A 25,054-nucleotide genomic window follows, 5' to 3' on the forward strand; every position below is an offset into this window, starting at 1 on the left:
TCTAGACTGAAGATTAAGATAAGAGATTTTCTTAGTTAATACTTAAGGGCAAGACCTATTTTTTCTTCATTCAACTTCTGTACTTCACATACTAATTTTCTATATTTTTGTTGTAAGTCAATTGTAGAAAACTCTCGGAATTGTTCAAATAATGCCATACATCTTAACATTCCATTGTCATTGTTTATAGCTATTGATTGCTGTAAACTTTCTAAAATAAATTGTAACCCTTTTTCAAAGTGCTTTAAATTCAAATAATATATTCCCAATTCTGTTAACAACCTTGTATATCGATCAGCAGTAATTTGTTGAATAATTTCCCCTATATGATTCCTTTGCTCTTTGAATTCAATATATCCCTTAAATCTTTCTAGAATATGGTCAACTTGCAGTTGATATCTATTTGCAGCAATCATGATATTACAAATTGCAAGAAATATTTCGTCTTCCTTATCAGCAATGTAATTTACATATTCAGAAAGAGCTCCGTTATTTCCAGCCATTAGTTTATAAAGAAATCTGTTTGCTTCCGCCCACTCATTAAATTGATTAATAATACGACGCTCTTCTTCATTTGGCTGTTCTTTGAGCCATTCCGGTTCGGAGTACATTGAAACATATTCCAATGCTAAATCAATTTCTCCACGTTCATAACAAACAGTGGCTTTTACTAAGTATGAATATAACATATAGAAAACAACTGGTTTCTTCCCACTAACTTCTTGTCCAACCCTTCCTACTTCAAATTGATACTGAATTGAGGCAATTCTTCCCATCTTATGGGCTAACTCTTCAACTTTGCTCCACCTATTTAACGATACATTTAAGTTAATAAGCTCTTTTAGCGCATCCAATTGATAAACTTCATCTAATCGATCAATATAAGGTTCGAAGTACACTGCAGCCCGCGAATTCATTTCCTGATCATCCGTAAGCCCAAGCGTAAACAACCGATACTGGCAAAGGGCCAGCCGCTCCGAATGCTGGAATCTTTCGCTCTCAGCCACGCTCCTGTAGAGCAGCACGGCCGCCTCATGCTTTCCCTCTTTGAAAAAAAGCTCGGCTGTTTCAAAGAGCAGCGGGGAGTAAGAAATATTATCCATCGTCATTCGGACAGCCTTGTCCAAACAATCCAGCTTCCCCAGCTCCGCGCACCGGTGAAGAAACGGTCCCAATCGACGCCAATCCGGCGTGGCATGAAAAATACATTCATCTATGTACAACTCGTAGAAATAACCCTCCTCCAGACCCATGCCTGACGTAATTCGGTCCAACTGCTGCATGGAAATCGGGCGGTTCCCATTCAGAATGTTGCTGAGTGTGCCGCTGTTGACCTCCGATATTTCAGCAAACCGATTAATCGTCATTTCGTTCTTATGTAGAAATCCTTCCATTTGTTCGCGAATCGTGGCTGTCATTTCCAAGCTAACACCACCCTCCAGGATCAGAACCCAAATATTAGTATATTTCTCTATACAGTAATCATATTGATTAATATTCCAGCGGTCAATACTTATTTACGTCATTTTTTTACATAATATACCCAATAAGATTTAAAATTGCCAATTCCCTTGCAAATCTTGTTCTATTTATATATCGTCAAATGAAATGACACGATGAGAAAAAGCGCTCCGAAATTTTCGGAAGCGCTTTTTTTGATGAATTCTATGAAGAACATTCTAATCAATCTTCAGTCCAAAGATTCCTTGTCTAGAAGTAGAATTTTACCCCAGAACCAAACGATCATCGGACAGCTTATGGCCGCTAATCTGCTCAAATTCCCCAAGCAGCTGCTCCACCGTCAGGGATTTCTTGCGCTCTTCGTCCACATCCAGAATGATGCGCCCCTTATCCATCATAATGAGACGATTGCCAAGACGGATGGCTTGCTCCATGTTATGTGTGACCATGAGCGTGGTCAGCTTCATATCGCGTACGATGTCATCGGTTATGCGGGTAATCAGCTCCGCACGAGCCGGATCAAGCGCTGCCGTATGTTCATCGAGCAGCAGGATTTGCGGCTGCGTGAAGGTTGCCATCAGCAAGCTTAGCGCTTGACGTTCCCCTCCCGACAGCATCCCTACTTTGGCTCGGAGCCGATCCTCGAGTCCAATGCCAAGCCGCTCTAGATGTTCGCGGAAGCCGGCCCGCTTGGATGCTGTAACGCCTATGCTGAGCCCGCGGGACTGGCCGCGACGATATGCCATCGCCAGATTCTCTTCAATGGTCATATGCGGCGCCGTGCCCGCCATCGGATCCTGAAATACCCGGCCGATCCAGCGGCTGCGACGGAATTCCGGCAGATGGCCGATCGAAGTGCCGTCAATGCGCACTTCACCCGCGTCCGGCTTCATTACCCCGGAAATGATATTCATCAGCGTGGATTTGCCCGCACCATTACTTCCAATAACCGTCACGAAATCCCCCGGCTTCAAGTGAAGGTTGACGTCCATCAAAGCGATTTTCTCATCCACCGTCCCCGGGTTAAACAGCTTGGACACATGGTTCATTTCCAGCATCAGAGCGCACCTCCTTTGGTCTTCCCTTGCGTAGCTAGCAGTTCGGTTGAGCGCCTCCGTGCCTGTGAACGCTGCTTCATCGCCCGGTTGATGGTCGGAACCACGAGAGCGATAATGACGATGATCGCCGTGATCAATTTTAAATCCGAAGCTTCGAGCCATGGAATCTCATAAGCAGCGGCAACGACAATGCGATAGATAATCGAACCGCAGACGACAGCCAGCGTCGTCCGGAATACCGAGCCGGTCCCAAGAACGGCTTCGCCGATAATAACGGATGCCAGACCGATCACAATCATCCCGATGCCGGAGCTGATGTCGGCAAAACTGGACTGCTGGGCAACCACGGCCCCGGATAGGGCCACAAGCCCGTTCGAGATGCTGAGGCCCAGAATGGTTGTGGTGTCCGTATTCGCACCAAAGCTGCGGATCATCCGCTTGTTATCCCCTGTCGCACGCAGGGCAAGACCTAGATCCGTACGGAAGAATGCATCCAGCAGCAGCTTGCCGATGATCACAATCACTAACATAATATAAATCGGATCGATCGATCCGAAGATATTCGCTTCCTGGCTCAACGAAATATTAGGCTTACCCATGATCCTCATATTGATCGAATAAAGCGCAATCATCATAATAATGCCCGAGAGCAAACCGTTGATTTTACCCTTGGTGTGCAGCAGGCCCGTACAGATACCGGCTAACATACCTCCGGCAAATGCGGCAAGCGTGGCAAGCCATGGGTTCACACCGTTGGTAATCAGAATCGCTGCAATCGCTGCGCCTGTCGTAAAACTTCCATCCACCGTCAGATCCGGAAAATCCAGAATCCGGAACGTAATATACACGCCAAGTGCCATCAGCGCATACAAAAGCCCCAATTCAATCGGACCATCCAGCCTCAACACGAAATCCAGCATGTCATGACCTCCTTAAGAATTAAGAAGTAAGGCGCGGGCTGTTATCTCCGCGCCTTACCGTTACTCGATGATGTTGTTGTCCGGGTCCTTGACTTCCTGTTTCATGGCGTCGGTCACTTCAATACCATAGTCAGCCGCAACCTTCGTGTTCAGGATCAGATCCAGCTTATCCGGCTTCGTTACTTCCATGTCCGCCGGATTCTTGCCGTTTTTCAGGATCTCTACGGCCATTTGTCCAACCTGATAGCCGTGGTCGTAGTACTTAAAGCCAACGGTTGCAAAAGCCCCCTTCTCCACCGTATCGCGGTCGCTGGAGAAGAACGGAATTTTATTCTTTTGTGCCGTTTGGATAATGGCATCCACGCCGCTGACCACAACATTATCCAAGGTAATATAGTAAGCATCGACCTTGCCGACTAACGACTCTGCCGCCTGCTTCACTTCCGAAGTGTTTGTGACAGCCGCCTTCACCAGCTCGATGCCATGCTCGGCGAGCGCCTCTTCAGCCGTCTTTGCCATAACTACTGCATTGGCTTCCCCTTCATTAATGACAAGTCCGATCTTCTTCACATTCGGGAAGTTGGTGCTGATGAAATCCATCAACTGTTTAGCTGCCTCCGGGTTGGTATCCGATGCACCGGTGACGTTGCCGCCCGGCTTCTGCAAGTCGCTCACCAGCTTCGCGTCTATCGGATCGGTCACCGCTGCGAACAGCACCGGCTTCTCCTTCACGTTCTCAGCCACTGCCTGCGCAGACGGGGTTGCGATAGCGACCACCAGATCCGACTTCGTATCCTTCAGCTTCTGGCCAATCGACAGGTTGTTCGCTTGATCGCCTTGCGCATTGTTGTAATCGATTTTCAGCGTATTGTCTTCCTCGGAAATTCCGGCTTCCTTCAAAGCCGCCAGAATGCCTTCCCGCGTTGCATCCAAGGATGGATGCTCTACGATCTGCGAAATAGCGATGCTATAGGATTTCTTCTCCGCATCTCCGCCGCTGCCCGTTTGAGTCGTACCGCCGCCTTCCGGCTTGTCCCCGCAGCCTACTGCCGTAACCAGCAGCGCGGAGAGTGTAAGTGATAACCACATTTTTCTCTTCATCATGAATCCCCTCTCTTTTATTAACCGCTTCAATAATTTTCTACATAAAGCGACAACGCTTCCCCGCTTTCATAGACGAAAGCATTAAAGTCAAAAAATAAGTCGTTCCTATTGAACAACGGTCTATTATGAACATTTTATATGTACCCAATTGTATTCGTCAATCAAGATTTTCTAAGGGAGGATGCTTTCCATAAAGAACATCCCCGGATGTCATACGTCTCCGGGGATGCCAGTATAACGAAACCCTATTTATATAGTAGAAAAAATCTTATAATAACCTCTACAGAATGGAACGGCCCTGCATGGTCGCAAGCCAAGCCTCTGCCATAAGAGCATGCCCTGCCGGCGATGGATGCACGCCATCGGGCGCCCAATAACTCATCTCTATCTTGGAGCTGGCTGCAGCAAAAATGCCGTCGAGCGGAACGTACAGCGTCTCAAATTCTCGCGACAATTCGCGAACGGCCTGAATTTTGGGATCCAGATCCTCCCGCCATTCCTTCTTCGCTTCCGTAACGGGCAGCAGGAAGGGCTCCATGAGAATGAAACTCGCGCCGGTCAGCTCGCGTGTTTGGATTAGCAGCTCCCTGTAGCCTTCATAATAAGCTTCCACGGACGTGGTTTCGCCGCGATTAAATCTCCTGCCGGTTTCATTGATGCCGACCAGGATGGATACCCATGTCGGATCCAGATCGATGCAATCTTTCTCCCAGCGCCCCCGCAGATCGACGACCCGGTTGCCGCTGATTCCCCGGTTGACAAAACGCAGCCTTTTCAAAGGCAGCTCCATACCAAGCCGGGCAGCAGCCATCAGCGCGTATCCATGCCCCAAACTGTCCGACTCCTCGTAATTTCGCCCGCAATCGGTGATGCTGTCGCCTTGAAACAATACGAGTGCATTTTGCTCGATATGTACCATGCTGTTCAACGCCTCCAATAATGAAAGTGTTCACCTGCTCACCCCTTCATCATAACCGCTTTCAAGCATTCGTGAAACCCCTTAAATTCACATATCATGGCAAACTTTCTATACATTTAAGTTGACTATGTGGAATGAATTCACTACAATTCTATAGGTATACGTATGGCTGAATCTTAAAAAGAACAGGTGATTAAATCATGTCAGAGCAACAGAACTATCAGATCCTTCTCTATTATAAATTTGTTCAAATTCCGGACCCTGAAGCGTTCAAAGACGAGCATCTGCATTACTGCAAAGATCTCGGGCTCAAAGGACGCATCCTGGTTGCCTCCGAAGGCATCAATGGCACGGTATCCGGTACGATTGAACAGACTGAGCAATATATGCAGGATATGCACGCCAATCCGCTATTTGCGGATATGGTGTTTAAGATTGACCCATCCGAAGGGCATGCCTTCAAAAAGATGTTTGTCCGTCACCGCGAAGAACTCGTTACGTTCCGTGTCGAGGATGAACTCGACCCTAACGTGGTCAGCGGAAAACGCCTATCGCCCCAGGAATTCTTTGAACACTTGCAGCGTGATGATGTCATCGTCATCGACGGACGGAATGATTATGAGTACGACATCGGTCATTTCCGCAATGCGATAAGACCAGAGGTGCAATCCTTCCGGGAGTTTCCGGAATGGATTCGCGAGAACCTGAGCGAGCACAAGGATAAAACCATCCTGACTTACTGCACAGGGGGCATCCGCTGCGAGAAACTGACCGGCTTTATGCTCAAGGAAGGCTTTAAGGACGTTGCCCAGCTTGAGGGCGGCATTGTCACCTACGGGAAAGATCCTGAAGTACAGGGCCGTCTCTTCGACGGAAAATGTTATGTATTTGATGAGCGCATTTCCGTTCCGATCAATCAAACGGACGAGGATGTTATCGTGGGCAAATGTCACCATTGCGGAAAGCCCGAAGATCGGTATATCAACTGCGATAATGACGCTTGCCACCTGCAGCATGTGTGCTGCGAAGAGTGTGAGGAGCTTCATCATGGCTGCTGCTCCGCGGAGTGCGAAGAAATTGTGGCTGCGAGCCACAATGCTTCCTAATCCAATCAAGACATATATCAATAACCAAACGAAAGGGCAAGGCGCGAATCACTCGCGCCTTGCCCTTTTACTATACGTTCTCGTCTGCATTCAGACGTATTAAATATCGTGGAAAACAGCCAATTCAGCTTCGATAGCAGCTTTGATCTTCTCGACGCATTCTTCCGTCGTTGCCGCGAATACACGTTTACCATTCACCAGTGCATATGGCCGCAGCTTGCATAGACCGCAAAGATTCATGCAATCCGCCCGCAGGACAGCGATTTCGGGATACAATTCCTCAAGATGCTCAAGTTCCAAAGCACTCATCAAGTTGCTGTCGCATATTTCCACAACAACAATCCCCATCCCCATCTTTATCACCACTATTCATTTGACAATTCGTTCATTCATTATGAGGAAAACGCATGAATTTGTCAAATCGATCGTAGGGTTTGATCAATGGATGAGGGATTCCGCACCATCGATATAAATTTCCGTACCGGTAATATGGGAAGCATCATCCGATGCTAGAAAGGCTACGAGCTGGGCAACCTGTGATGGCTGTCCCGGTCCGTCCGCCAACGGCTGGTCTCCCTCAGGGTATTCAATCGGAATCGTCACCTCGTCCAGCTCCGGCTTCGCAATGGTGCTCTCATCAATATTCGTTGCAATCGCACCTGGGCATATGGCGTTCACCCGGATTTTGTAGCGAGCGAGCTCCAGCGCCGCCATCTTCATGAAAGCCACCTGTCCCGCCTTCGTGGTGCTGTATGCGGAGAAACCAAACCCGGTAAATACCCGGTTTCCGTTAATGGAGCTCGTAATGATGATGCTGCCGCCATGATCCTTTAAATAAGGAATCGCGTATTTTACCGTAGCAAACGTTCCTCTCAAGTTCGTATTAATGGTAGCATCCCATTCATCCAGCTCCATGATCTCGATCGGAGCCTTGGTCCCATTAATACCGGCATTCGCAAATACGATATCAATCTTTCCCCACTGCTCGGCGGCTTGACTGAAGCAATCCTTCAGCGATTCCGCTTTGGAAATATCGCAGTTGCCCGTGAGCACTTCGCCCCCGCCATCTTCTATGGTCTTCTTCACTTTCTCTACGCGTTCACGATCGATGTCGATCAACAGGAGTTTAGCTCCTTGCTCTGCCATAAGAAGGGCTGCGGCCCGGCCGATTCCGGAACCAGCACCGGTAACGATGGCTACTTTACCATCCAAACGTTGATTTGTTGTCATTGCCACAACCTCCTCGTTTAAGTTTTCATGATTATAGATAACCCATCGAGTCCGTATCTGAATCTTGGCAATCCGAGCCTGCCATGCAGCAAGCAGCAAGCAAGCATATCCCAGCGGTAATGCCTAACCCGATACAAAAAAAGAAATCGTCCCCCGCCTCATGGTAACACCTTACCACACGAGCCGTAAGAACGATCTCTTTGCATTCATTTCCTATGAGAGGAGCGGGTCTTCCAGGCCTATCGTTGGAATACCGCTGGCTTTACGCATACCGGTTTGGATTGCGAAACCGTATATCCGGTGAAATCAAGCTTTCCGTCTTCCGGATTCACGTTAAACAATACCAGGTTATTCCCGTCCCGATTGGCAACGATGAGGTATTTCCCCCCCGGCATGAGCGTAAAATGACGCGGATGGCCGCCCTCCGTCGAAATATATTGAACCGGACTTAAACGACCGGTATCTTCATGCACGTTAAATACTACAATGCTGTCGTGTCCGCGATTCGATCCGTATACCGTTTTGCCATCTGCGGATACGGCGATTTCGGCACAATAGCTCTCCCCGTCAAAATCCGCAGGCAGTGTCGATACCGTTTCCAGCACCTCTAAACGTCCCGCTTCTTGATCGTAGCGAAGCACCGTGACACTCGAATTCAGCTCGTTGATGACATAAGCATAGGCACCGCTTGGATGGAAAGCCAAATGACGGGGTCCTACGCCCGCGTCCAGCTGGGTTTCGCCGTGAAAGCTCAGCTCTTGCTTATTCTCATTTACCGTGTAGGCGAGAATCTTGTCCAATCCCAAGTCCTGTACGAACACATATTGACCATCCGGACTGTAAAACGCCGAGTGCGCTCTGGATTGCTGATCTTCGCGCACTGTCACGAGATCCGCATGTTTCTTCTCATCCAGCAGCTTGCCGGCTTGTCCATTCTCATCGATCGAATGAAGACCTACCAGGCCTCCATGATAACTCGAAACAATCAGATACTTGCTGGATTCATCACGCTGAATGTGGCAAGTGGAGCTGCTGACACTGCGGGTACGATTCATTTCGGTCAGTTTGCCTGCCACAGGGTCAATTTCAAAGCTGATGACCTCGGCTGCTTTGCCGCCTTGATCTGCAATTTCGCCGATAGCATACAAACGTCCGTTATCCGGATCGACGTTCAAGAAAGTGGGATTCTTAATGCCGGATACTTCATCAAGCAGCTTCAGTTCGCCGCTGTCCTCGTTAAATTCATAAACACATACCCCGCTTTGATTATCTTCCGCATACGCGCCTGTAAACAGCAGTGTACGCTGTGATGGATTCGCCATAAAATCCGATCTCTCCTCTCGTATATCTATCATTTCATGTCCTATGTAGTGATGCTTTCAGTTACCATGTTAACTTCAACCCTGATGAAAATCAAATGACTTGCCGTTTGCAGCCTGTTTGTCTTTTGCCATACCGGGTATGTATGTATTACATTGACTGAAGGAGGTATTCCCATGAAACAACCGAACAGCGAAGAAGTACGCAATCATCAGGACACGGAGAACGACTCCCAGGAACAACGCGACAAGGTGAAGAACCATCAGGATGTGGAGCCTCAGGCTGAGAATTGGAATCCCCGGGATCTTCCCGATCCAGACGATAAAAACCAGTCCAAATCATAATCGTGCAACATAAGAAAGGCCGCATGGACACTGCCATGCGGCCTTCTTATATAGGTGAGTCTCTTTGGCTTGGATGATTATCCTTCCAGCAGCAGCGACTCCGGATCTTCGAGGAGCTCTTTCACGGTTACCAGGAAGCGAACCGCCTCGGAACCGTCAACGATCCGATGATCGTAAGACAATGCGATGTACATCATCGGACGATTTTCCATGCGTTCAGCATCAATCGCTACCGGGCGAAGCTGGATTTTGTGCATGCCGAGGATACCCACCTGAGGCGTATTCAGGATCGGCGTAGACAACAGCGAGCCGAAGACGCCGCCATTCGTAATCGTAAACGTACCGCCTTGCAGCTCAGACAAGGACAGCGCGTTATTGCGGGCTTTGGCAGCCAGATTGCCGATTTCCTTCTCAATCTCGGCAAAACCAAGACGATCGGCATCGCGAACGACCGGAACGACAAGCCCTTCTTTGGCGGATACCGCAATACCGATATCATAGAATTTCTTCACGACGATATCGTCGCCGTCGATCTCGGCGTTCAGATGCGGGAATCTCTTCAACGCACCCACGACCGCTTTGGTGAAGAAGGACATGAAACCGAGCCCTACGTCATGCTTCTCTTGGAATGCTTGCTTACGACGCTTGCGCACGTCCAGGATCGCGGTCATATCGACCTCATTGAAAGTCGTCAGCATGGCAGCCGTATGCTGCGCTTCGACCAAACGATTCGCAATCGTTTGACGACGGCGGGACATGCGGGTACGTTCAACCGGTTTGCCATACTCGGCAGCAGGTGCTTGTGCTGCCGGTGCAGGCGTTGAAGCTGCCGGCTTGCTAGGCGCAGCAGACGGCTTAGCTTCGTTATGATTCTTCACATCATCATGGTAAATCCGACCGATCGGGTCGCGGCCCTGTACCTGGTCCAGATCAATCCCGCGTTCACGAGCCAGTTTGCGTGCGGATGGCGATGCAGTCAGACCTGCTCCTTCCTCATTCTGAGCCGGTACCGGAGCTTGCGGTTTCGGTGCTTCTGCGGCGGGTGCCGAAGCAGCTTCCGTTTGCACGGAGGCAGGAGCTTCAGCCGCCTTCGGCGCCGATGCGCTTGCAACGCCTTCCTGCGGAGAAATTTGACCGATCACTTCGCCGATCGTTACGTTCTCCCCTTCTTGACGAAGGATTTTTTCCACAACGCCTTCAGACTCTGCGCTAATTTCAAGATTAACCTTATCCGTTTCTAACTCGAGCAGCACATCACCGATGTTGACGCTATCCCCTTCTTTTACGTGCCATTTGAATATCGTTCCTTCGGTGATGGATTCGCCCATAGCTGGTACAGTAATTTCGCTCACAGCCGCTACCTCCCCAATGAGATCTCTTGATTTATAGTTTTACGATTAAGGGCAAAAGAAATGATGGTCTGTTGCTCATAAGCATGAACATCCTGATATCCGCTAGCAGGGCTCGAACGCTCAGGACGTCCGCTGTAACGGACCTCTGTGCCTTTAGGTGCAATTTCACGAATTCTCGGCTCCATAAAGCTCCAGCCGCCCATGTTCTGAGGCTCTTCCTGAACCCACAGAATCTCTTTCAGGTTCGGATACTTCTGCATCACACGGGAAATTTCTTCTTTAGGGAAAGGATACAGCTGTTCCACACGAAGAATGTGGATCCAGGTTTGGTCCTCACCCTTCTGCTTATCCAGCGCGTCTTCCAAGTCGATCGCGATTTTCCCCGAGCACAGTACAAGGCGTTCCACCTTCTTAGGTGTTTGACCTAGACCCGGCTGTTCCATTACCTTCTGGAAACCGCCCTCGCTAAACGCGTTCACAGGCGACGCGACACGCGGGTTACGGATCAAGCTCTTCGGAGCCATGACCACCAGCGGCTTGGCATCGTCCGTGTTGGTCAGGGAAGCCTGTTTACGCAGAAGGTGGAAATATTGGGCGGCCGAAGTCAGATTCGCAACCGTCCAGTTATCCTCGCCGCTCAGCTGGAGGAAGCGTTCCAATCTGGCACTGGAGTGCTCTGGGCCGTTTCCTTCATAGCCGTGAGGAAGCAGCATCACCAAGCTGGACTTCTGTCTCCACTTCGAACGGCCCGCCGTAATGAACTGGTCGATGATCACCTGTGCACAGTTGACGAAATCGCCGTACTGCGCTTCCCAGATCACCAAAGTCTCGGGAGAGTACACATTGTAGCCATATTCAAATCCAACGACCGCAGCTTCGGTCAGCGGGCTGTTATGGATCGCGAACGATGCCTTGGCTTGCGGCAGCCGGTGCAGCGGGCAGAAGGTTTCTCCGTTAACCGCATCGTGAAGCACCAGGTTTCGATGGGCAAACGTTGCACGTTCGGCATCCTGTCCCGTGATCCGGATCGGCTTGCCGTCAGCAAGAATCGTAGCGAAGGCCAGCGTTTCGGCATGACCCCAGTCCACCTTCTCGCCCTCGTCAAGCGAGTTGCTGCGCCGCTCGAGGATCCGTTGAAGCTTCGGATATACCGTAAAGCCTTCAGGCCACTGCAGGAGCTCGCGATTAATGCCGCGCAGCACCTCTGCAGATACATTCGTCGCGGCTTCCGTCTTGGATTTGCCGTCCGTAGGGTTCAATCCGAGCAGAATCTGATCAACCGGATCCTTCGTCTTCACGTTCTCGTAAGAGTTCTTCAAGACCTCCACGACGCCGTTCTTCAAGCCGTCCACTTGTTCTTGGGTCAGAATGTTTCCATCCACCAGTTTCTTCATATAAATCGTGCTGACGGTTGGATGGTTCTTCACCTTCTGGTAGATCAGCGGCTGGGTCGTTTCCGGATCGTCCGTCTCGTTGTGGCCATATTTCCGGTAGCCGACAAGATCGATCAGAATGCTCTTCTTGAACTTGTTTCGGTAATCGCTGGCAAGACGGGCCACTGCGATACACGCTTCCGGATCATCCGCGTTCACGTGGATAATCGGAATCTCATAACCTTTTGCCAAATCGCTCGCATAATGGGTCGATCTGGAATCCTTGCCTTCCGTCGTGAATCCGATGCGGTTGTTCACGATGATGTGAATCGATCCGCCCGTACGATACGCCGGCAGTTTATTGAAGTTTAAGGTTTCCGGCACGATGCCTTCGCCAGGGAACGCGGAATCGCCATGAATCTGAATGCTCAGCGCTTTGTTCACATCCTGCTTCGGATAACCCGCTTCGCTGCGATCCTCCTGGGCGGCACGAGCAAAGCCCTCTACTACCGGATTGACGTATTCCAGGTGACTCGGATTGTTTGCAAGCGTGATCCGAACCTGCCGGGCTTCATCCTTCTTCAGGTAACGGTCCGCGCCCAAATGGTACTTCACGTCGCCCGTCCAGCCGTAGTTGATGCCCATGGAGCCTTCGGACGGCACCAAATGTTTATTCGGAGAGTGCATGAACTCCGAGAAAATCTTGCCGTAATCCTTGCCCAATACATGAGCCAGAACGTTCAAACGTCCGCGGTGCGCCATACCCACGAGAATGGAGTTGACATCCGCTTCGGCCATTTGGCGAACGATCTCGTCGAGCAGCGGCACGAGTGCCTCGTTGCCCTCAACCGAGAAGCGCTTCGCGCCTACGAACGTGCGATGCAGGAATTCCTCGAACTGCTCGGCTTCGAGCAGCTTCTTCAACAGTCCCCTGCGTTCTTCAACGCTCATGTCCGTCAAGTAGCGGCCTGATTCGGCCTGCTGGTTGAGCCACTTGCGTTCTTCTTCATCGTGGACGTGGCTAAATTCATAGGCAATGGAGCCTGTATATAGTTGCAACAGCCGCTGGATTGCCTCTAAGCCGTTCTTGATATCGCCAGGAGCCTCCTCCCAGACGATCTCTGCTGGCAGGGCGGCCAAATCCGCTTGGCTGAGTTGGTAGCTTTCCGGTTGAAGCAGACGCGTGTCAGCTTCGTTTCCGATTCCAATCGGATCAATGTCTGCGGCCAGATGACCGTAGGTTCTAATGTTCCACACCAGTTTGCCGGCAGCTACCCCTTTTTTCATCAATTGCGGGTCGTAGCTTACACCTTGTCCCTGCGAATCCGCTTTCTTTTCATTGTTTTCCAAAGATGGAGGCGGTCCCCAGCTTGCGAACAGCTCGCGGTATCCTGGCTCCACAGATTGCGGGTCTTGCAAAAACTTCTCATACTGATCTTGAATGTACCCCAAGTTCGGACCGTGATATTTCTGCCATGGTCCCTCTGTCATTCTGTCAAGGGTCTTCATCGCTGACTCCCTCCGTCAGATTATTTTGATTGCTCAAGGACGGAATTTCTAATTTTACATTTTGCATACTACATTTTACATTAAATAAACGTTCTCTTACGATTACATTATAATACACTTGGCCTCAATACCGAAAATACCCTTTATATATAATAATGATCTCAGAAACAGATGAATTTGCGTCAATTTTTTGACGATTTGTACACTCATTCACCAGTTCCCTGTATGGGGTCCCATTTAAACCCATTTATTCGGAAAAAATATCCTCTTCCAGCCAGTCCATCTGCCGCAACGGCTCGGGGCCGGTGTCCATCCCCAGCAGTTGAAGAAGCTGTTTGGCGTTGTCGGAAGCATCGCCTCCCGAATTGTTGTTGAAGATGATCCAGCACTGCTTCGCTTTCTTTAGCAATTGCTCTATCCATCCTCTCAGCTGTTCCAATTCTTCCGGACTGTAACGGTATAAATACCGGACCTCTCGCCAGTTGGGCTGACCGCTGGAATGCCACCCATCGGCGTTTCGTCCGTGCATCCGGATCATCACGGCCTCCGTGCCCGATGTCTCAAGCACGACCGGCACCGATCCGATACCGGCTTGCGGCTCGTCGGCTATGCTGTGGATCCAACCCTCGCTTCGCATAAATTCGAGGGTCTTCTCGCGAAACTCCGGCCCATACCAGCTCTGATGGCGAAACTCCAAGGCTATCGGAACGTCCTTCATCCATTCCCGCGTACGCTTCAGAGTGTCCACATGCTTGCGTTCGCAACCAAACCATGGCGGGTATTGGAAAAGCACGGTCCTTAATTTGTCCGCCGCTCGCAATTCTTCGACCGATGCAAGCAAATGATCGAACATCGCTTTTATGCTGGGGTATCTGTCCTTGCCCTGTCCGCGGGCATGTCCTGTCATGCCCTGATAGGCCTTTACAATAAAACCGAAATGGTCCGGGACGGCTGCCGCCCATTTTGACATTTGTTCCGGCGAGGGTATGGCATAGAACGAATTGTCCATCTCTACGATGGGAAAATGCCTGCTGTACATTTCGAGTTTATCTGCAGGCCTTGCCCCTTCGTCATACAGCTTGTCATGATCTCCCCACCCGGACAAACCTACCTGAATCACATCTTTTTGTTTATCTTCCTTTGACATAACAATCCTCTCATCCACATGATTTACCATATCGGGGACTTCTATTAATTAACCTGATCCGGGTGATTTCAAAAGCAGGCAGCCCCATACTGATTTTACCAATGCCTTGATTTCGTTCACTTCCGATCATAAAAAACATGATGGGCTTCCAGGTTTCCGTCCAGGATCTCGATCCTTCCATGCGAATAGCGGGGCTGCCGCCTTTTATCCGTAGCGGAACCGGGATTGAAGAGCAGAACCCCCTGTACATTCTCATTAAAGGGGATATGGGAGTGGCCGAACAAGATGCAGTCCACCTCCGTGCCCGCAAAAGCTTTTCTGGCTCGGGAAGGCGTCGTTCCGCCTTGACCGTGCCCATGTACAATCCCGATGCGCTTGCCTTCGATTTCAACCAGTCTTTTATATCCAAAGTGTTCCACAATCCGGTCGTCGTCAACATTCCCGGCCACGCCCTCCACGGGAGCATATTGACTTAACTGCTCATACAGTTCCCAATTGGACCAATCTCCTGCGTGAAGAATAAGATCCGAATGCTTTAAATCTTCAAGCAGCGGGTCTGGCAGTTCCTTTGCCTTTTTGGGCATATGGGTGTCTGACAATACCGTAATCCGATATGGGCGACTCATTGGGATGCACCTCTTCTTATGGTTATGTAATGCTGTAATACCAGCCATCTGACATTCATCTATATCCTACCAAATAAACGAAATCAAATAAAACCGCGCAGGGAGCTGCGCGGTTCTTCATGTCTTTTTTCAAGGCAGAAAAAATTTCCAATCCGGTTTTAGTTTGTCCGCCTGCCGAATACAATGTACGAGCAAGCAGGTACAAGCTGTGTTATCCATGTTCCAGACGAGAGGTGGAAGTTGATGAGTATTCTAATTAGCTACATGATCCTTGGCCTTTCCCTATCAGCCCCCGTTGGTCCGATTAATGCGGCGCAGCTTGATAAGGGGATTAAGAAAGGGTTCTGGCATGCTTGGCTGTTTGGCATTGGTGCGGTCCTTGCGGATATCCTGTATATGGTCCTCGTCTATCTCGGCGTTGTTCATTTTCTGAATACACCGTTCATGCAGACATTCCTCTGGCTGTTCGGCGCTTTTGTCCTTATCTATTCCGGGCTGGAAAGCATCCTGAACGCCAATAAAGTAACGATCAGTCAAGAAAACAGCGAGGATTCGTTATGGAAAAGCATGCTCTCCGGGTTTCTCATGTCCGTCTCGAATCCGATGACGATTCTGTTCTGGCTCGGCATCTACGGCTCCATCCTGGTCAAAACCGCGGCGGATGAAGGGTCCGGGAGCCTGCTTCTCTACAGCGCTGCCGTCATCGCCGGGGTCGTGATTTGGGATTTGTTCATGGCCGCGCTCGGCAGCGTATTCCGCCGATATTTAAACGATCGAGCGCTTTCCCTCATCTCAGTGCTTTCCGGAATCTCATTAATCGTGTTTGGCGTTTATTTCGGAATTCGAGCACTGGCATTACTTTATCCGCTCGTATTCTAACGGACCGGTTTGGGGCTAAGCTTACGCTTTTCCCTCTCCATCGCACGGCTCTGACCTGATTTTTTCCACACGGAGCGCATGCATAATACGACCAATCCGATTAACAATATGAACCCGATACTGATCCACAGTCCCGGCCGACTCGTCGGGTGCAGGGCGGTTCCGCTGACGGCAGCCGCTATGAGTATCATTCCGATGTATCTTTTGACCTTGCCCCATCCCGTAAGCTCCATCAGCCGGCCTGCCGATATCAGGATAAAAAACCAGTTGTACAACAGCATAAGGCCTGCCGCAGTTGTCAGATACTCGTAAATCTTGCCGGGCATGAGCAGAGACAGCACGATGGACACAATCAACCCGGCGGCGGTTAGGGAAAGGGAGAAGATGGGCGTATCCCGCTTAAACATTTTTTTGGAAAAGAACTTGGGCGCATCCTTATCCTCGGATAATGTGACCAGCATGGTAGTTACGGCATACAGCGACGCAACCATTGTCGAGAATCCGGCAATGATTAAGACCGCATTGAATAGATGGGGAATAAAAGGCAGCTGATACGAGCTAAGCGCCACAACGAAGGGGCTTTTCGTCGTAGAGAATCGATTCCAGGCTACCATCATCACGGCCATCCCAATAGACAGTACATATACGATGGACAGCAGGAGAATCATCACCTTGCCCGATTTCGGCGCTTCCTTTGGATTCTTCAAGCGGACGGCCATGACTCCCATGACTTCAATTCCGCCGAAAGCATAAAACGCAAAGATCAAGGACGACCACACGCCTTTTCCACCCGTCGGAAATAAGGCATTCATGCTGCCGGGAACTTGAGGCTTTGTCCCGCCTTTCAACCATCCCATCCATGCGGCGGCGGCAATGACAAGAAACATGACGATGGCAGCGATCTTAATGACAGCCAGCACATTCTCCAGGCGGTCGAAGCCCTTGGTGCCGATCCATATGACAAAAAGCCCCAGTACGGCATAACCTGATGCGAATATCCACATCGGAACGCCAGGAAACCAAAAGCGGGAGAATATCGCCAGTGCCGTCATCTGGCTTCCCATAATCAACACTTCGGAGCACCAGTACATCCACCCTGTTGAGAAGCCTGCCCACCGGCCGTAGGCTTTTTTGGCATAGGTTCGGAACGAGCCTTTTTGCGGATCCTCCGCCGTCATTCGCGCCAACACATCAAACACGAAGTAGGTGGCCGTCGCCGCCAATATAATAGAAAGAAGAAAAGCCGGGCCGCCCAGCCGGATACCCAGCGCGGATCCGAGAAAATACCCCGTGCCGATCGTTGATGCAACCCCCAGCAGCGATAGCTGCCACCACCTCAGATTTCCCTTTACTTTCCCTGCCTCCGTCTTCGCTCCTCTGTTCACGGTTATGTCCTCCGGATAATGTGATGTGTTCGTTCAAAACTTTCCTTATTATGAAGGGATTCTCCGTGATTTATGTACCGTGCCGCCCAGCCTAAAAATGTCTTTACAGTTCATGAAGAGAAGTCAAGCAAGGGGCTTATGCAGCCCGGGGCTGGATGTTCTCGCATATTTTGGCTGTTCCCCGAGAAGTATAAACGGAAGAAAGCAGAATTGGGGGGGCCATATATGTCATCAGCTCGCGGTATACCGACGAACCAGGCGTTTATGATTATGATGCTCACGGCAGGTTTGACCAATCATGTCATGATCATCCCTGTGCTTCTGGAGAAGTCCGGACGGGATGCCTGGATCACCATTCTGGTGTCGGCCGTGTTATTCATGCCCTGGGTTCTGCTTGTTTATGGAATCATCAAAAAAGTCGGCAGCCGTTCGATCAAGCAAGCATTGGACGAAAGCAGCGGCAAGTCGGCTCGCATGCTTGCGATGGGCATGTCCGGTTTGTATTTCTTCGCTTTCGCCTTCTATACCTTGAAGGAAGTCATCGATTGGACGAAATCGACCTACATGGTCCAAACCCCTGTCATCGCGACCGCATTCGTGCTCATGATGCTGTGCCTTATCAGCATTAACCACGGGATCAGAACCATCGGCGTTTCAGCCGGTATCTTGCTGCCTTGCGTCGTCTTGCTGGGCATATTCGTGTCCGTGTCCAACCTGAAGGTGAAAAATTACAGTTTCTTGCTGCCTGTCCTGGAGGAAGGCTTCATGCCGGTGCTCAGTGGAATCCCGACCATGTTCGGTGGGCTGTCCCAATTTATCCTGATCTTGTTTCTGCGGCCTCACCTGCAGAAAAAGCCCGGCTTCCTTACAATCCTGCTCATCCATCTGGTTCTCATCTTCCTCACGTTTGGACCCACGATCGGCGGCATTGCCGAATTTGGTCCGGAAGAAATGAAGTTTCAGCGATATCCTGCCTATGAACAATGGCGCCTCGTCAAGCTGGGCAAATTCGTGGAGCACGTCGATTTTTTATCCATTTTCCAATGGCTTAGCGGAGCTTATATTTCCATTTCCATTTCGATTTTTTTGCTCTGCGAAACCCTTCTTCCCAAGTCCAGGCAGAGCGTTGGCGTATTAGCCGTCTCCACGCTGCTCGTCATTCTGTGCGCTTCGCCGATCAGCAATTTGAAAATGTATTATGCCATGGCCGACTATTTCTTGCCCGCATCCGCCGTTTATATCACCATCCTAAGCCTCCTGTTGTTCTTCCTGATCCGTAAACCCCAGCAGCAGGAGCCGCAGGACGCCAGTACCACGAAAGGAGAAACACCGCAATGAACATAACCGAACAGCAGCTTCGCGATCGTTATGCCGATTCCGATGACGTCCATATAACGTCCTATCCGGGAATGGATGCCGAGCCGTGGGCGATTATGGTTTACAGCCCGATGATGTGCGATTCGAAAGTGTTGTCCGAGGTCTTTTTGCCTGTCATCAGCAAGGAATGGAATACTTCCGTTTCTCAAAAGCATTCGTTTGACCCGACCAGCCTTGAATATTATCTTACGCTGGATATTGCCGATGCCGAAATGGAGTCCGTCGATGACATTGTTTATTCCGGCTACATTGCTATGTACTTCCCCAAGGACGATAAATTGTATTCGTACAGCGCCGGCAAAACCATCGGCCGAACGCCGGAAGAAAGCGCCACGGAAACCTCGGTCAAAGGACCTCGCGACGGGTTTGTCGAGGAATTGGATATCAATGTATCGCTTATTCGCAAACGGCTGAAGTCACCGGGACTTGTCTATTCCTCCTTTAAGCTGGGCGATAAAAGCAAAACCACCGTCGGCATCATGTATTTAAAGGACAAGGTCATTCCGGAGACGGTCACGGCCATCGTGGACAAGCTAACCCATTACACCGGGGATCCTCCCGTAGGGATCGGTGAGCTTGCGGAGCATCTGACTCCGTACAGGTTCAGCGTGCTCCCCATGTTTGACTACACCGGGCGGACGGATCTGGCATACGACTCTCTGACCCGCGGCCGTTTGGTCATTATTATGCAGGGAAGTCCCGTCTTATTGATTGCGCCTGCGAGCTTCATGCAGCTGCTGTTCGCTGCTGAAGACCCTCAAATGCCGTTCTATTTCGTTATGCCTTGGCGAATTCTAAGAATGGTCGGGTTCCTGATTTCCATTTTCCTTCCCGGCTTCTATATAACGCTATTAGCCTTTCACCAGGATCAAATCCCTTTTCCGCTGCTGGCGACGGTTGCGAATACCAGGCTCGGCCTTCCGATCCCGACCGGGTTTGAGATGCTGATCATCCTGTTTCTGCTTAGTCTGCTGAGAGAGGCCGGCATGCAGATGCCTTCACCGATCGCGTCAACCATTACGGTGGTTTCCGGTATCATTATCGGAGATGCGGCCATTCGGGGCGGTTTCTTCTCGCCGACAATGACTGTCGTCGCTGCGCTCTCCTTTGTTGCGGGATCTACCCATTCCAATCAGGATTTTGTTGTCAGTCAGACGATCTTCCGCTTCTTTGTCCTTGCCCTATCCTCAATGTTCGGGTTATTCGGTTTCTTCATATCGGTCTTCTTGATCGTACAATATGCAGCAAACCATAATCCTTTCGGACAGCCGTACCTTGCTCCCTTCTCCCCCTTCTCCAAATCCAAAATCTTGGGCAATCTCATGCGGTTTCCGGGAAAACGTAAAAAGGGCGGCGCGTTATGAAGCGGGTATGGATACTCGTATGCCTGACGTCTCTGCTGCTCACAGGCTGCTGGGACAACAAAGAAGTGCAGGATATCAACTATATCACGGCGCTTGGCGTCGATTACAAGGACGAGAAATATATCATCTATGTGCAGATGCTTGACTTCGCGACGATTGCCAAACAAGAATCCGGCAAACAAACGGAGCAAGCTCCCATTTGGATTGGCCGGGGAACCGGCAGCACGTTGACTGAAGCCCTCATTGATCTGTACACCTCGAGTCAGCAGCGGGTCTCCTGGGGTCATGTGACGGCTTTGGTGCTTACGGAAGCGGTGTTAAAACCTGAGCAGTTGTCCCAAGTGTTCGACTTGACCAACCGTTCGCAGGAAATCCGGTATACGAAATGGGTTTACGGCACCAAGGATAAGATGGAGGATCTCTTTACGGTATCCCCGTTCTTTCAGCTCTCCCCCCTGCATTCGCTGCTTCATGAACCCAGGGAAAGCTATGTCCAATTCTCGTTTATACGCCCGATCCAATTCGTGAACTTTATTCGTCTCTACCGGGAAAAAGCAGCCACCGTGATGCTGCCCTCCCTTCATATTTCGACGCAGAACTGGTCGGAAAATCTGAAGCAGCATCCGATTCTGGAAGTCAACGGCGGCTTTCTGATCAAGAACAAGGAATTGATGGGCTGGCTCCCTCGATCCGATCTGCTGGGGACCCGCTGGTTAGCATCGAATAATACTCACGCTGCCGTCGTCGTTCAGGCGAACGGTGAAGCAGTCGGGAGCATACGGCTCGAGAAGCCCCAATCCACCATTGAAGTGATCCGCAAGCCAGATGATGCGTCTTATCGGATCAAGCTGAATGTCATAGGGACAGTGCAGAATGTATACAAGCAGGTAGGGATTAAAGAAATGAAGCGATCAACGGAAGATACCCTGCGTAAGGAATTGCAGAACACCTTCCGCAAAGCAGCATTGATTCACGCGGATCCCTATGAGCTATGCCTCCAATTGTACCGAGTCGATCCGATACTTTGGAAGAAATTAGCGGAAGAGAAAAAGGATATCTACGACGAAACGGCACTCGAGATTGATGTTGATGTCAACATCCGATACTGGGGACAGCGAAAAAGCCTGAACCGATAATGAACTTGAGCAAAAATGAGAAACCCTGTGCTTGGAAAAGCACAGGGTTTCTCTCGTTAGCAGCAGATGCTGCCACATTTACATCATCTTTTTGATTTCATCTTTAATGGATTCCGCCTGCGGTCCGAATACGACCTGAACCGCGCCTTGACCCAGACGCATAACACCGGATGCGCCTAATTTTTTCAACTCCGAATCTTTAACCGCCTTCTCGTCTTTAACCACGAGACGCAGGCGTGTGATGCAAGCATCGATGCTGGTAATATTATCCGCGCCGCCGATGTTTTGCAGAACCTTGGCCGCCTTGGACTCATTGGATACCGTGCCGGATGGAGCCGGGGCAGCTGTATCGCCATCGTCAGAAACCGTATCCTCTTCGTCATCCTCCTCGCGTCCAGGCGTTTTCAAGTTCAGCTTGACAATGAGGATTCTGAACAGCAGATAGTACACGACTCCGAAAGCCAAGCCTACCGGCAGGAGCAGCCACGCATTGGTAGACAGCTTCAGATTCACCAGGTAGTCGATCAGGCCCGCCGAGAACGAGAAGCCCAAATGTACATCCAGGACATACATGATCAATCCGGAAAGGCCTGTCAAAATCGCATGGACTACATACAATACCGGGGCAATGAACATAAATGCGAATTCAAGCGGTTCAGTGATACCGGTCAGGAACGAAGCCACTGCCGAACCGATAAAGATGGAGCCGACAAGCTTGCGTTTGGACGGCTTGGCGGTATGCATGAAGGCCAGCGCCGCAGCCGGCATCGCAAACATCATGATCGGGAAGAAACCGGACATGAACATACCCGCCGTCGGGTCTCCCGCAAAGAAACGCCACAGGTCGCCGTGAACGACTTCGCCCGCGGCATTCGTGTAATCGCCGATCTGGAACCAGGCGATGGAGTTTAATACGTGATGCAGACCCAGAGGGATCAGCAAGCGGTTGGCCGTACCGAAAATGAACGATCCGATGCCTCCAAGACCGACAACCCAGTTGCCGAAGGCGGAAATGCCATCCTGGATCGGGCTCCAAATCATGCCGATCAACACCGCGAGCACCATCGTGGAGGCTGCCGTGATAATCGGAACGAAGCGTTTACCCGCGAAGAAGCCCAACCAATCCGGCATTTTAATGTTGTGGAATTTGTTATACAGGTAAGCGGACCACAGGCCGACAAAGAACCCGCCAAGAACGCCCATATTCAGCTTCACGTCATCCGGTATGAACGGCATTTGCAGCGGCACCTGCGCCAGCACTCTTGTAAGCACCATATAACCGATAAGCGCGGAGAGACCCGCAACGGCGTCCCCTGCGAATCCGATCGCAACGCCGATCGCAAAAATAATCGGCAGATTATCCAGAATGGCTAGCGCGCCGGATGTCATGAACGGAGTTACATATTGATTCAGAAAAGCTCCGAGAGCTCCCAAAGGTATATCTTTTTGATAGTCGATCAATCCAAGCCCCTGCAAGATACCTGCCGCAGGCAAAGTGGCCACCGGCAGCATAAGGGATTTACCCAGCTTTTGCAATTTAGCCAGCATGTCAATCATCCTTTCAACTTCAATAATTTAGCTTTCGCTGAAACCGTTTACATAATGCGTCGATATAATAACCATTTTCTTCCCATTCACTCCGGAACAGAAAAACCTCAGAAATCCTCCTCCTTGCGAGCCTCTTGTATTCCTCATTTTAAGGCGGCATGGATGCCATCATCATTTCTAAGCCAACAAAAAAAGCCAAGAAGAACGGCGACTATACATTAAATAGTCCGTTTCTCCTTGGCTCATGCCCATGTTTATGGTAACACGCCTTAAAACGTATTCATTTGATGTTGTTATCTTAATTCACGGCTTCCTGTTCTGTCAATAACCAAAATTTCAATCAATCGCCTATAGAATTGAATTATTTCATTTCAATGGTCAAAACAGGATTTTGGCCGGACACGACGTCACCGGTCTGACCGTCCACCTTGGAAGCCACTTCATCCGCATTGGTTACGATAATCGGGGTAATCGTCGGATAACCGGCGGCCTGGATCGCTGCCATGTCGAACTCGATGAGCGTCTGACCCGTCTTCACCTGATCACCGGCTTGAACATGGCTTGTAAAGCCTTCACCCTTCAAACCGACCGTGTTAATCCCGATATGGAACAAATACTGCAGACCGGTTGCTGGATCCTCCAGCATGACGGCATGCTTGGACTTGATGACATGCGCAACGGTCCCGTCAAAAGGCGCGATTAATTTGCCCTCGGAAGGCTCGATGGCGATGCCTTGGCCCATGTGTCCGGCAGCAAATGCCTCATCGGGCACTTGCGATAAAGGCACGGCTTTACCCGACAATGGGGCTGTGAGTTGAATGACGGTAGCTGTTTTTTTCTTTTTCCAACGATCAAACATATTAAGATTCCTCCCTGGGTTGATTCTTTTGCTGTAGTCGGCCTGTAAAGAGCCGGTATAAATGCATAGCTAGAAAGCAGACCTCCGATTCGGGCACTTTCTTGCCAAGTTCTTTCTCCATCATGCCTGCGAGACGTGTTGCCAACCCGTATTCCTGCGTGAACTTGGAGCGGATCTGTTCCGCGAACGGATTATCCACATGGATTTCCTGATTCAAGATGCGATCTACCGAGAACCTTAAATGCATGAGCAGACGAACATAATCCATGCTTCCCCGGTCAAAGACCACCTGCCGCTCCTCTTCAATATACCTCACCAGGCTTCCCACTACGTTCGATGCCTTGACCAGATGGCCAACGGGTACATGACTTACGGCCGAATACACATGGTAGGTCAAGAAGCCAATCTCATCCTCAGGAACCTCTATATCGAAGGTCTTGCCGATCAATTCCGCTGCCTTGGCTGCAATATCATATTCTTTTGGGAAGCTGATGCGGGTTTCTTCAAGGAAAGGATTAATAATATCCATGCCTTTGCGGATTCTGTAAATCGTAAACTGGATATGGCTTGGAAGCGCCAAGTATACCTTATCATTTAATGTGCCCGGAAATTCCTGTCCGATGAGATTCAGTATCTGATCCGTAATCTCCATCACCTGCGGATCAAATTCTTCCAGCAGATGGTGAGCTTGGCTCCACTGTTCCCGATCCTCCAGCCTGAACAGCTTTTCAATCCGCTTATCGTCCGAAGCGATCGTGCCGCCTATTTTTGCGCCGAAGCCGATGCCTTTACCTAAGATAACGTATTCCGATTCTTTTTTACCGCCAATAACCATCACGACATTGTTACCAATAACACGAACGACTGTAAACAACTCGATCCCGCTCATTAACTTCCCCCTTTCCTTTAAGTTTAAACAGTGTTCCGCCATAGGATTCATATACGAAGAAATACTCCCACCGCATGAACATTGAAAAAGCCAAGAAAAGACCCCCTATAAAAAGATGTCTCTTCTTGGCTCATGCCCTGTTTTAGGT

General features: G+C 50.1%; 22 protein-coding genes. 6 read left to right on the plus strand and 16 right to left on the minus strand.

Annotated features, from left to right (window positions below; translation table 11 throughout):
- Positions 1–35 precede the first annotated feature (35 nt).
- The 5 genes from M1D70_RS19560 to M1D70_RS19580 form a co-directional block, all read right to left on the minus strand.
- Positions 36–1,424 carry a transcriptional regulator gene (locus tag M1D70_RS19560; protein ID WP_456287720.1) on the minus strand — a complete coding sequence of 463 codons (1,389 nt, stop codon included), beginning with the start codon at positions 1,422–1,424 and terminating at the stop codon, positions 36–38.
- Positions 1,425–1,724: 300 nt separating this feature from the next.
- Positions 1,725–2,519, minus strand: a complete 795-nt coding sequence (locus tag M1D70_RS19565) for an ABC transporter ATP-binding protein (protein ID WP_456287721.1) — start codon at positions 2,517–2,519, stop codon at positions 1,725–1,727.
- Positions 2,519–3,439 carry an ABC transporter permease gene (locus M1D70_RS19570; RefSeq protein ID WP_251497144.1) on the minus strand — a complete coding sequence of 307 codons (921 nt, stop codon included), beginning with the start codon at positions 3,437–3,439 and terminating at the stop codon, positions 2,519–2,521. The genes M1D70_RS19565 and M1D70_RS19570 overlap by 1 nt, the downstream gene beginning before the upstream one ends.
- A gap of 60 nt (positions 3,440–3,499) precedes the next feature.
- Positions 3,500–4,540, minus strand: coding sequence for an ABC transporter substrate-binding protein (locus M1D70_RS19575; RefSeq protein ID WP_456290467.1), 1,041 nt, complete (start codon positions 4,538–4,540; stop codon positions 3,500–3,502).
- A gap of 283 nt (positions 4,541–4,823) precedes the next feature.
- The gene (locus M1D70_RS19580; protein WP_456287722.1) at positions 4,824–5,462 is read right to left on the minus strand and encodes an SGNH/GDSL hydrolase family protein; all 639 of its coding nucleotides are present in this window, start codon (positions 5,460–5,462) and stop codon (positions 4,824–4,826) included.
- Between the two features lie 200 nt (positions 5,463–5,662).
- Between M1D70_RS19580 and trhO the strand changes: the two genes are divergently transcribed.
- Positions 5,663–6,568, plus strand: coding sequence for an oxygen-dependent tRNA uridine(34) hydroxylase TrhO (trhO, locus tag M1D70_RS19585; RefSeq protein WP_456287723.1), 906 nt, complete (start codon positions 5,663–5,665; stop codon positions 6,566–6,568).
- A gap of 99 nt (positions 6,569–6,667) precedes the next feature.
- Here the strand turns inward: trhO and M1D70_RS19590 are convergent, their stop codons facing one another.
- The 3 genes from M1D70_RS19590 to M1D70_RS19600 all read right to left on the minus strand — a co-directional run bounded on the left by M1D70_RS19590 (position 6,668) and on the right by M1D70_RS19600 (position 9,120).
- Positions 6,668–6,916, minus strand: coding sequence for a DUF1450 domain-containing protein (locus M1D70_RS19590; RefSeq protein WP_015736210.1), 249 nt, complete (start codon positions 6,914–6,916; stop codon positions 6,668–6,670).
- 90 nt (positions 6,917–7,006) lie between these two features.
- Complete coding sequence (locus M1D70_RS19595) at positions 7,007–7,798, minus strand: SDR family oxidoreductase (protein WP_096774430.1); 792 nt, start codon at positions 7,796–7,798, stop codon at positions 7,007–7,009.
- Positions 7,799–8,037: 239 nt separating this feature from the next.
- Positions 8,038–9,120 carry a lactonase family protein gene (locus tag M1D70_RS19600; RefSeq protein ID WP_456287724.1) on the minus strand — a complete coding sequence of 361 codons (1,083 nt, stop codon included), beginning with the start codon at positions 9,118–9,120 and terminating at the stop codon, positions 8,038–8,040.
- Positions 9,121–9,294: 174 nt separating this feature from the next.
- Between M1D70_RS19600 and M1D70_RS19605 the strand changes: the two genes are divergently transcribed.
- Positions 9,295–9,462 carry a hypothetical protein gene (locus M1D70_RS19605; protein WP_015736214.1) on the plus strand — a complete coding sequence of 56 codons (168 nt, stop codon included), beginning with the start codon at positions 9,295–9,297 and terminating at the stop codon, positions 9,460–9,462.
- 77 nt (positions 9,463–9,539) lie between these two features.
- Here M1D70_RS19605 and odhB read toward each other — a convergent pair whose 3' ends face one another.
- The 4 genes from odhB to M1D70_RS19625 all read right to left on the minus strand — a co-directional run bounded on the left by odhB (position 9,540) and on the right by M1D70_RS19625 (position 15,469).
- On the minus strand, positions 9,540–10,814 hold the full coding sequence (odhB, locus tag M1D70_RS19610) for a 2-oxoglutarate dehydrogenase complex dihydrolipoyllysine-residue succinyltransferase (RefSeq protein WP_036661535.1): 1,275 nt from the start codon (positions 10,812–10,814) through the stop codon (positions 9,540–9,542).
- Between the two features lie 5 nt (positions 10,815–10,819).
- Entirely contained in the window at positions 10,820–13,696 is a 2,877-nt protein-coding gene (locus M1D70_RS19615; RefSeq protein WP_456287725.1) for a 2-oxoglutarate dehydrogenase E1 component, read from the minus strand.
- Between the two features lie 247 nt (positions 13,697–13,943).
- Positions 13,944–14,843, minus strand: coding sequence for a DUF72 domain-containing protein (locus M1D70_RS19620; RefSeq protein WP_456287726.1), 900 nt, complete (start codon positions 14,841–14,843; stop codon positions 13,944–13,946).
- A gap of 116 nt (positions 14,844–14,959) precedes the next feature.
- Complete coding sequence (locus tag M1D70_RS19625; RefSeq protein WP_456287727.1) at positions 14,960–15,469, minus strand: metallophosphoesterase family protein; 510 nt, start codon at positions 15,467–15,469, stop codon at positions 14,960–14,962.
- A 243-nt stretch (positions 15,470–15,712) separates the two neighbouring features.
- Here M1D70_RS19625 and M1D70_RS19630 point away from each other — a divergent pair, with 243 nt between their 5' ends.
- A complete protein-coding gene (locus tag M1D70_RS19630; protein ID WP_456287728.1) occupies positions 15,713–16,348 on the plus strand; it encodes a LysE family transporter in 636 nt (211 codons plus the stop codon).
- Here M1D70_RS19630 and M1D70_RS19635 read toward each other — a convergent pair.
- Positions 16,345–17,733: an amino acid permease gene (locus M1D70_RS19635; RefSeq protein WP_456287729.1), complete on the minus strand. Its 1,389-nt coding sequence runs from the start codon at positions 17,731–17,733 to the stop codon at positions 16,345–16,347. The genes M1D70_RS19630 and M1D70_RS19635 overlap by 4 nt on opposite strands.
- 225 nt (positions 17,734–17,958) lie before the next feature.
- Here M1D70_RS19635 and M1D70_RS19640 point away from each other — a divergent pair, with 225 nt between their 5' ends.
- The 3 genes from M1D70_RS19640 to M1D70_RS19650 are packed head-to-tail and all read left to right on the plus strand — an operon-like array spanning position 17,959 to position 21,610.
- The gene (locus M1D70_RS19640; RefSeq protein WP_036671535.1) at positions 17,959–19,071 is read left to right on the plus strand and encodes a GerAB/ArcD/ProY family transporter; all 1,113 of its coding nucleotides are present in this window, start codon (positions 17,959–17,961) and stop codon (positions 19,069–19,071) included.
- Positions 19,068–20,474 carry a spore germination protein gene (locus M1D70_RS19645; protein ID WP_456287730.1) on the plus strand — a complete coding sequence of 469 codons (1,407 nt, stop codon included), beginning with the start codon at positions 19,068–19,070 and terminating at the stop codon, positions 20,472–20,474. The genes M1D70_RS19640 and M1D70_RS19645 overlap by 4 nt, the downstream gene beginning before the upstream one ends.
- The gene (locus tag M1D70_RS19650) at positions 20,471–21,610 is read left to right on the plus strand and encodes a Ger(x)C family spore germination protein (protein WP_456287731.1); all 1,140 of its coding nucleotides are present in this window, start codon (positions 20,471–20,473) and stop codon (positions 21,608–21,610) included. Before M1D70_RS19645 ends, M1D70_RS19650 begins: the two co-directional genes overlap by 4 nt.
- 78 nt (positions 21,611–21,688) lie before the next feature.
- On the opposite strand, the gene nagE is transcribed toward M1D70_RS19650, so the two are convergent.
- The 3 genes from nagE to M1D70_RS19665 all read right to left on the minus strand — a co-directional run bounded on the left by nagE (position 21,689) and on the right by M1D70_RS19665 (position 24,906).
- Positions 21,689–23,158, minus strand: a complete 1,470-nt coding sequence (gene nagE / locus M1D70_RS19655) for an N-acetylglucosamine-specific PTS transporter subunit IIBC (RefSeq protein ID WP_456287732.1) — start codon at positions 23,156–23,158, stop codon at positions 21,689–21,691.
- Positions 23,159–23,519: 361 nt separating this feature from the next.
- A complete protein-coding gene (locus tag M1D70_RS19660) occupies positions 23,520–24,017 on the minus strand; it encodes a PTS sugar transporter subunit IIA (RefSeq protein WP_456287733.1) in 498 nt (165 codons plus the stop codon).
- Position 24,018: 1 nt separating this feature from the next.
- Complete coding sequence (locus tag M1D70_RS19665) at positions 24,019–24,906, minus strand: PRD domain-containing protein (RefSeq protein WP_456287734.1); 888 nt, start codon at positions 24,904–24,906, stop codon at positions 24,019–24,021.
- Between the last annotated feature and the right edge of the window lie 148 nt (positions 24,907–25,054).

The organism is Paenibacillus sp. AK002 (assembly GCF_053903045.1).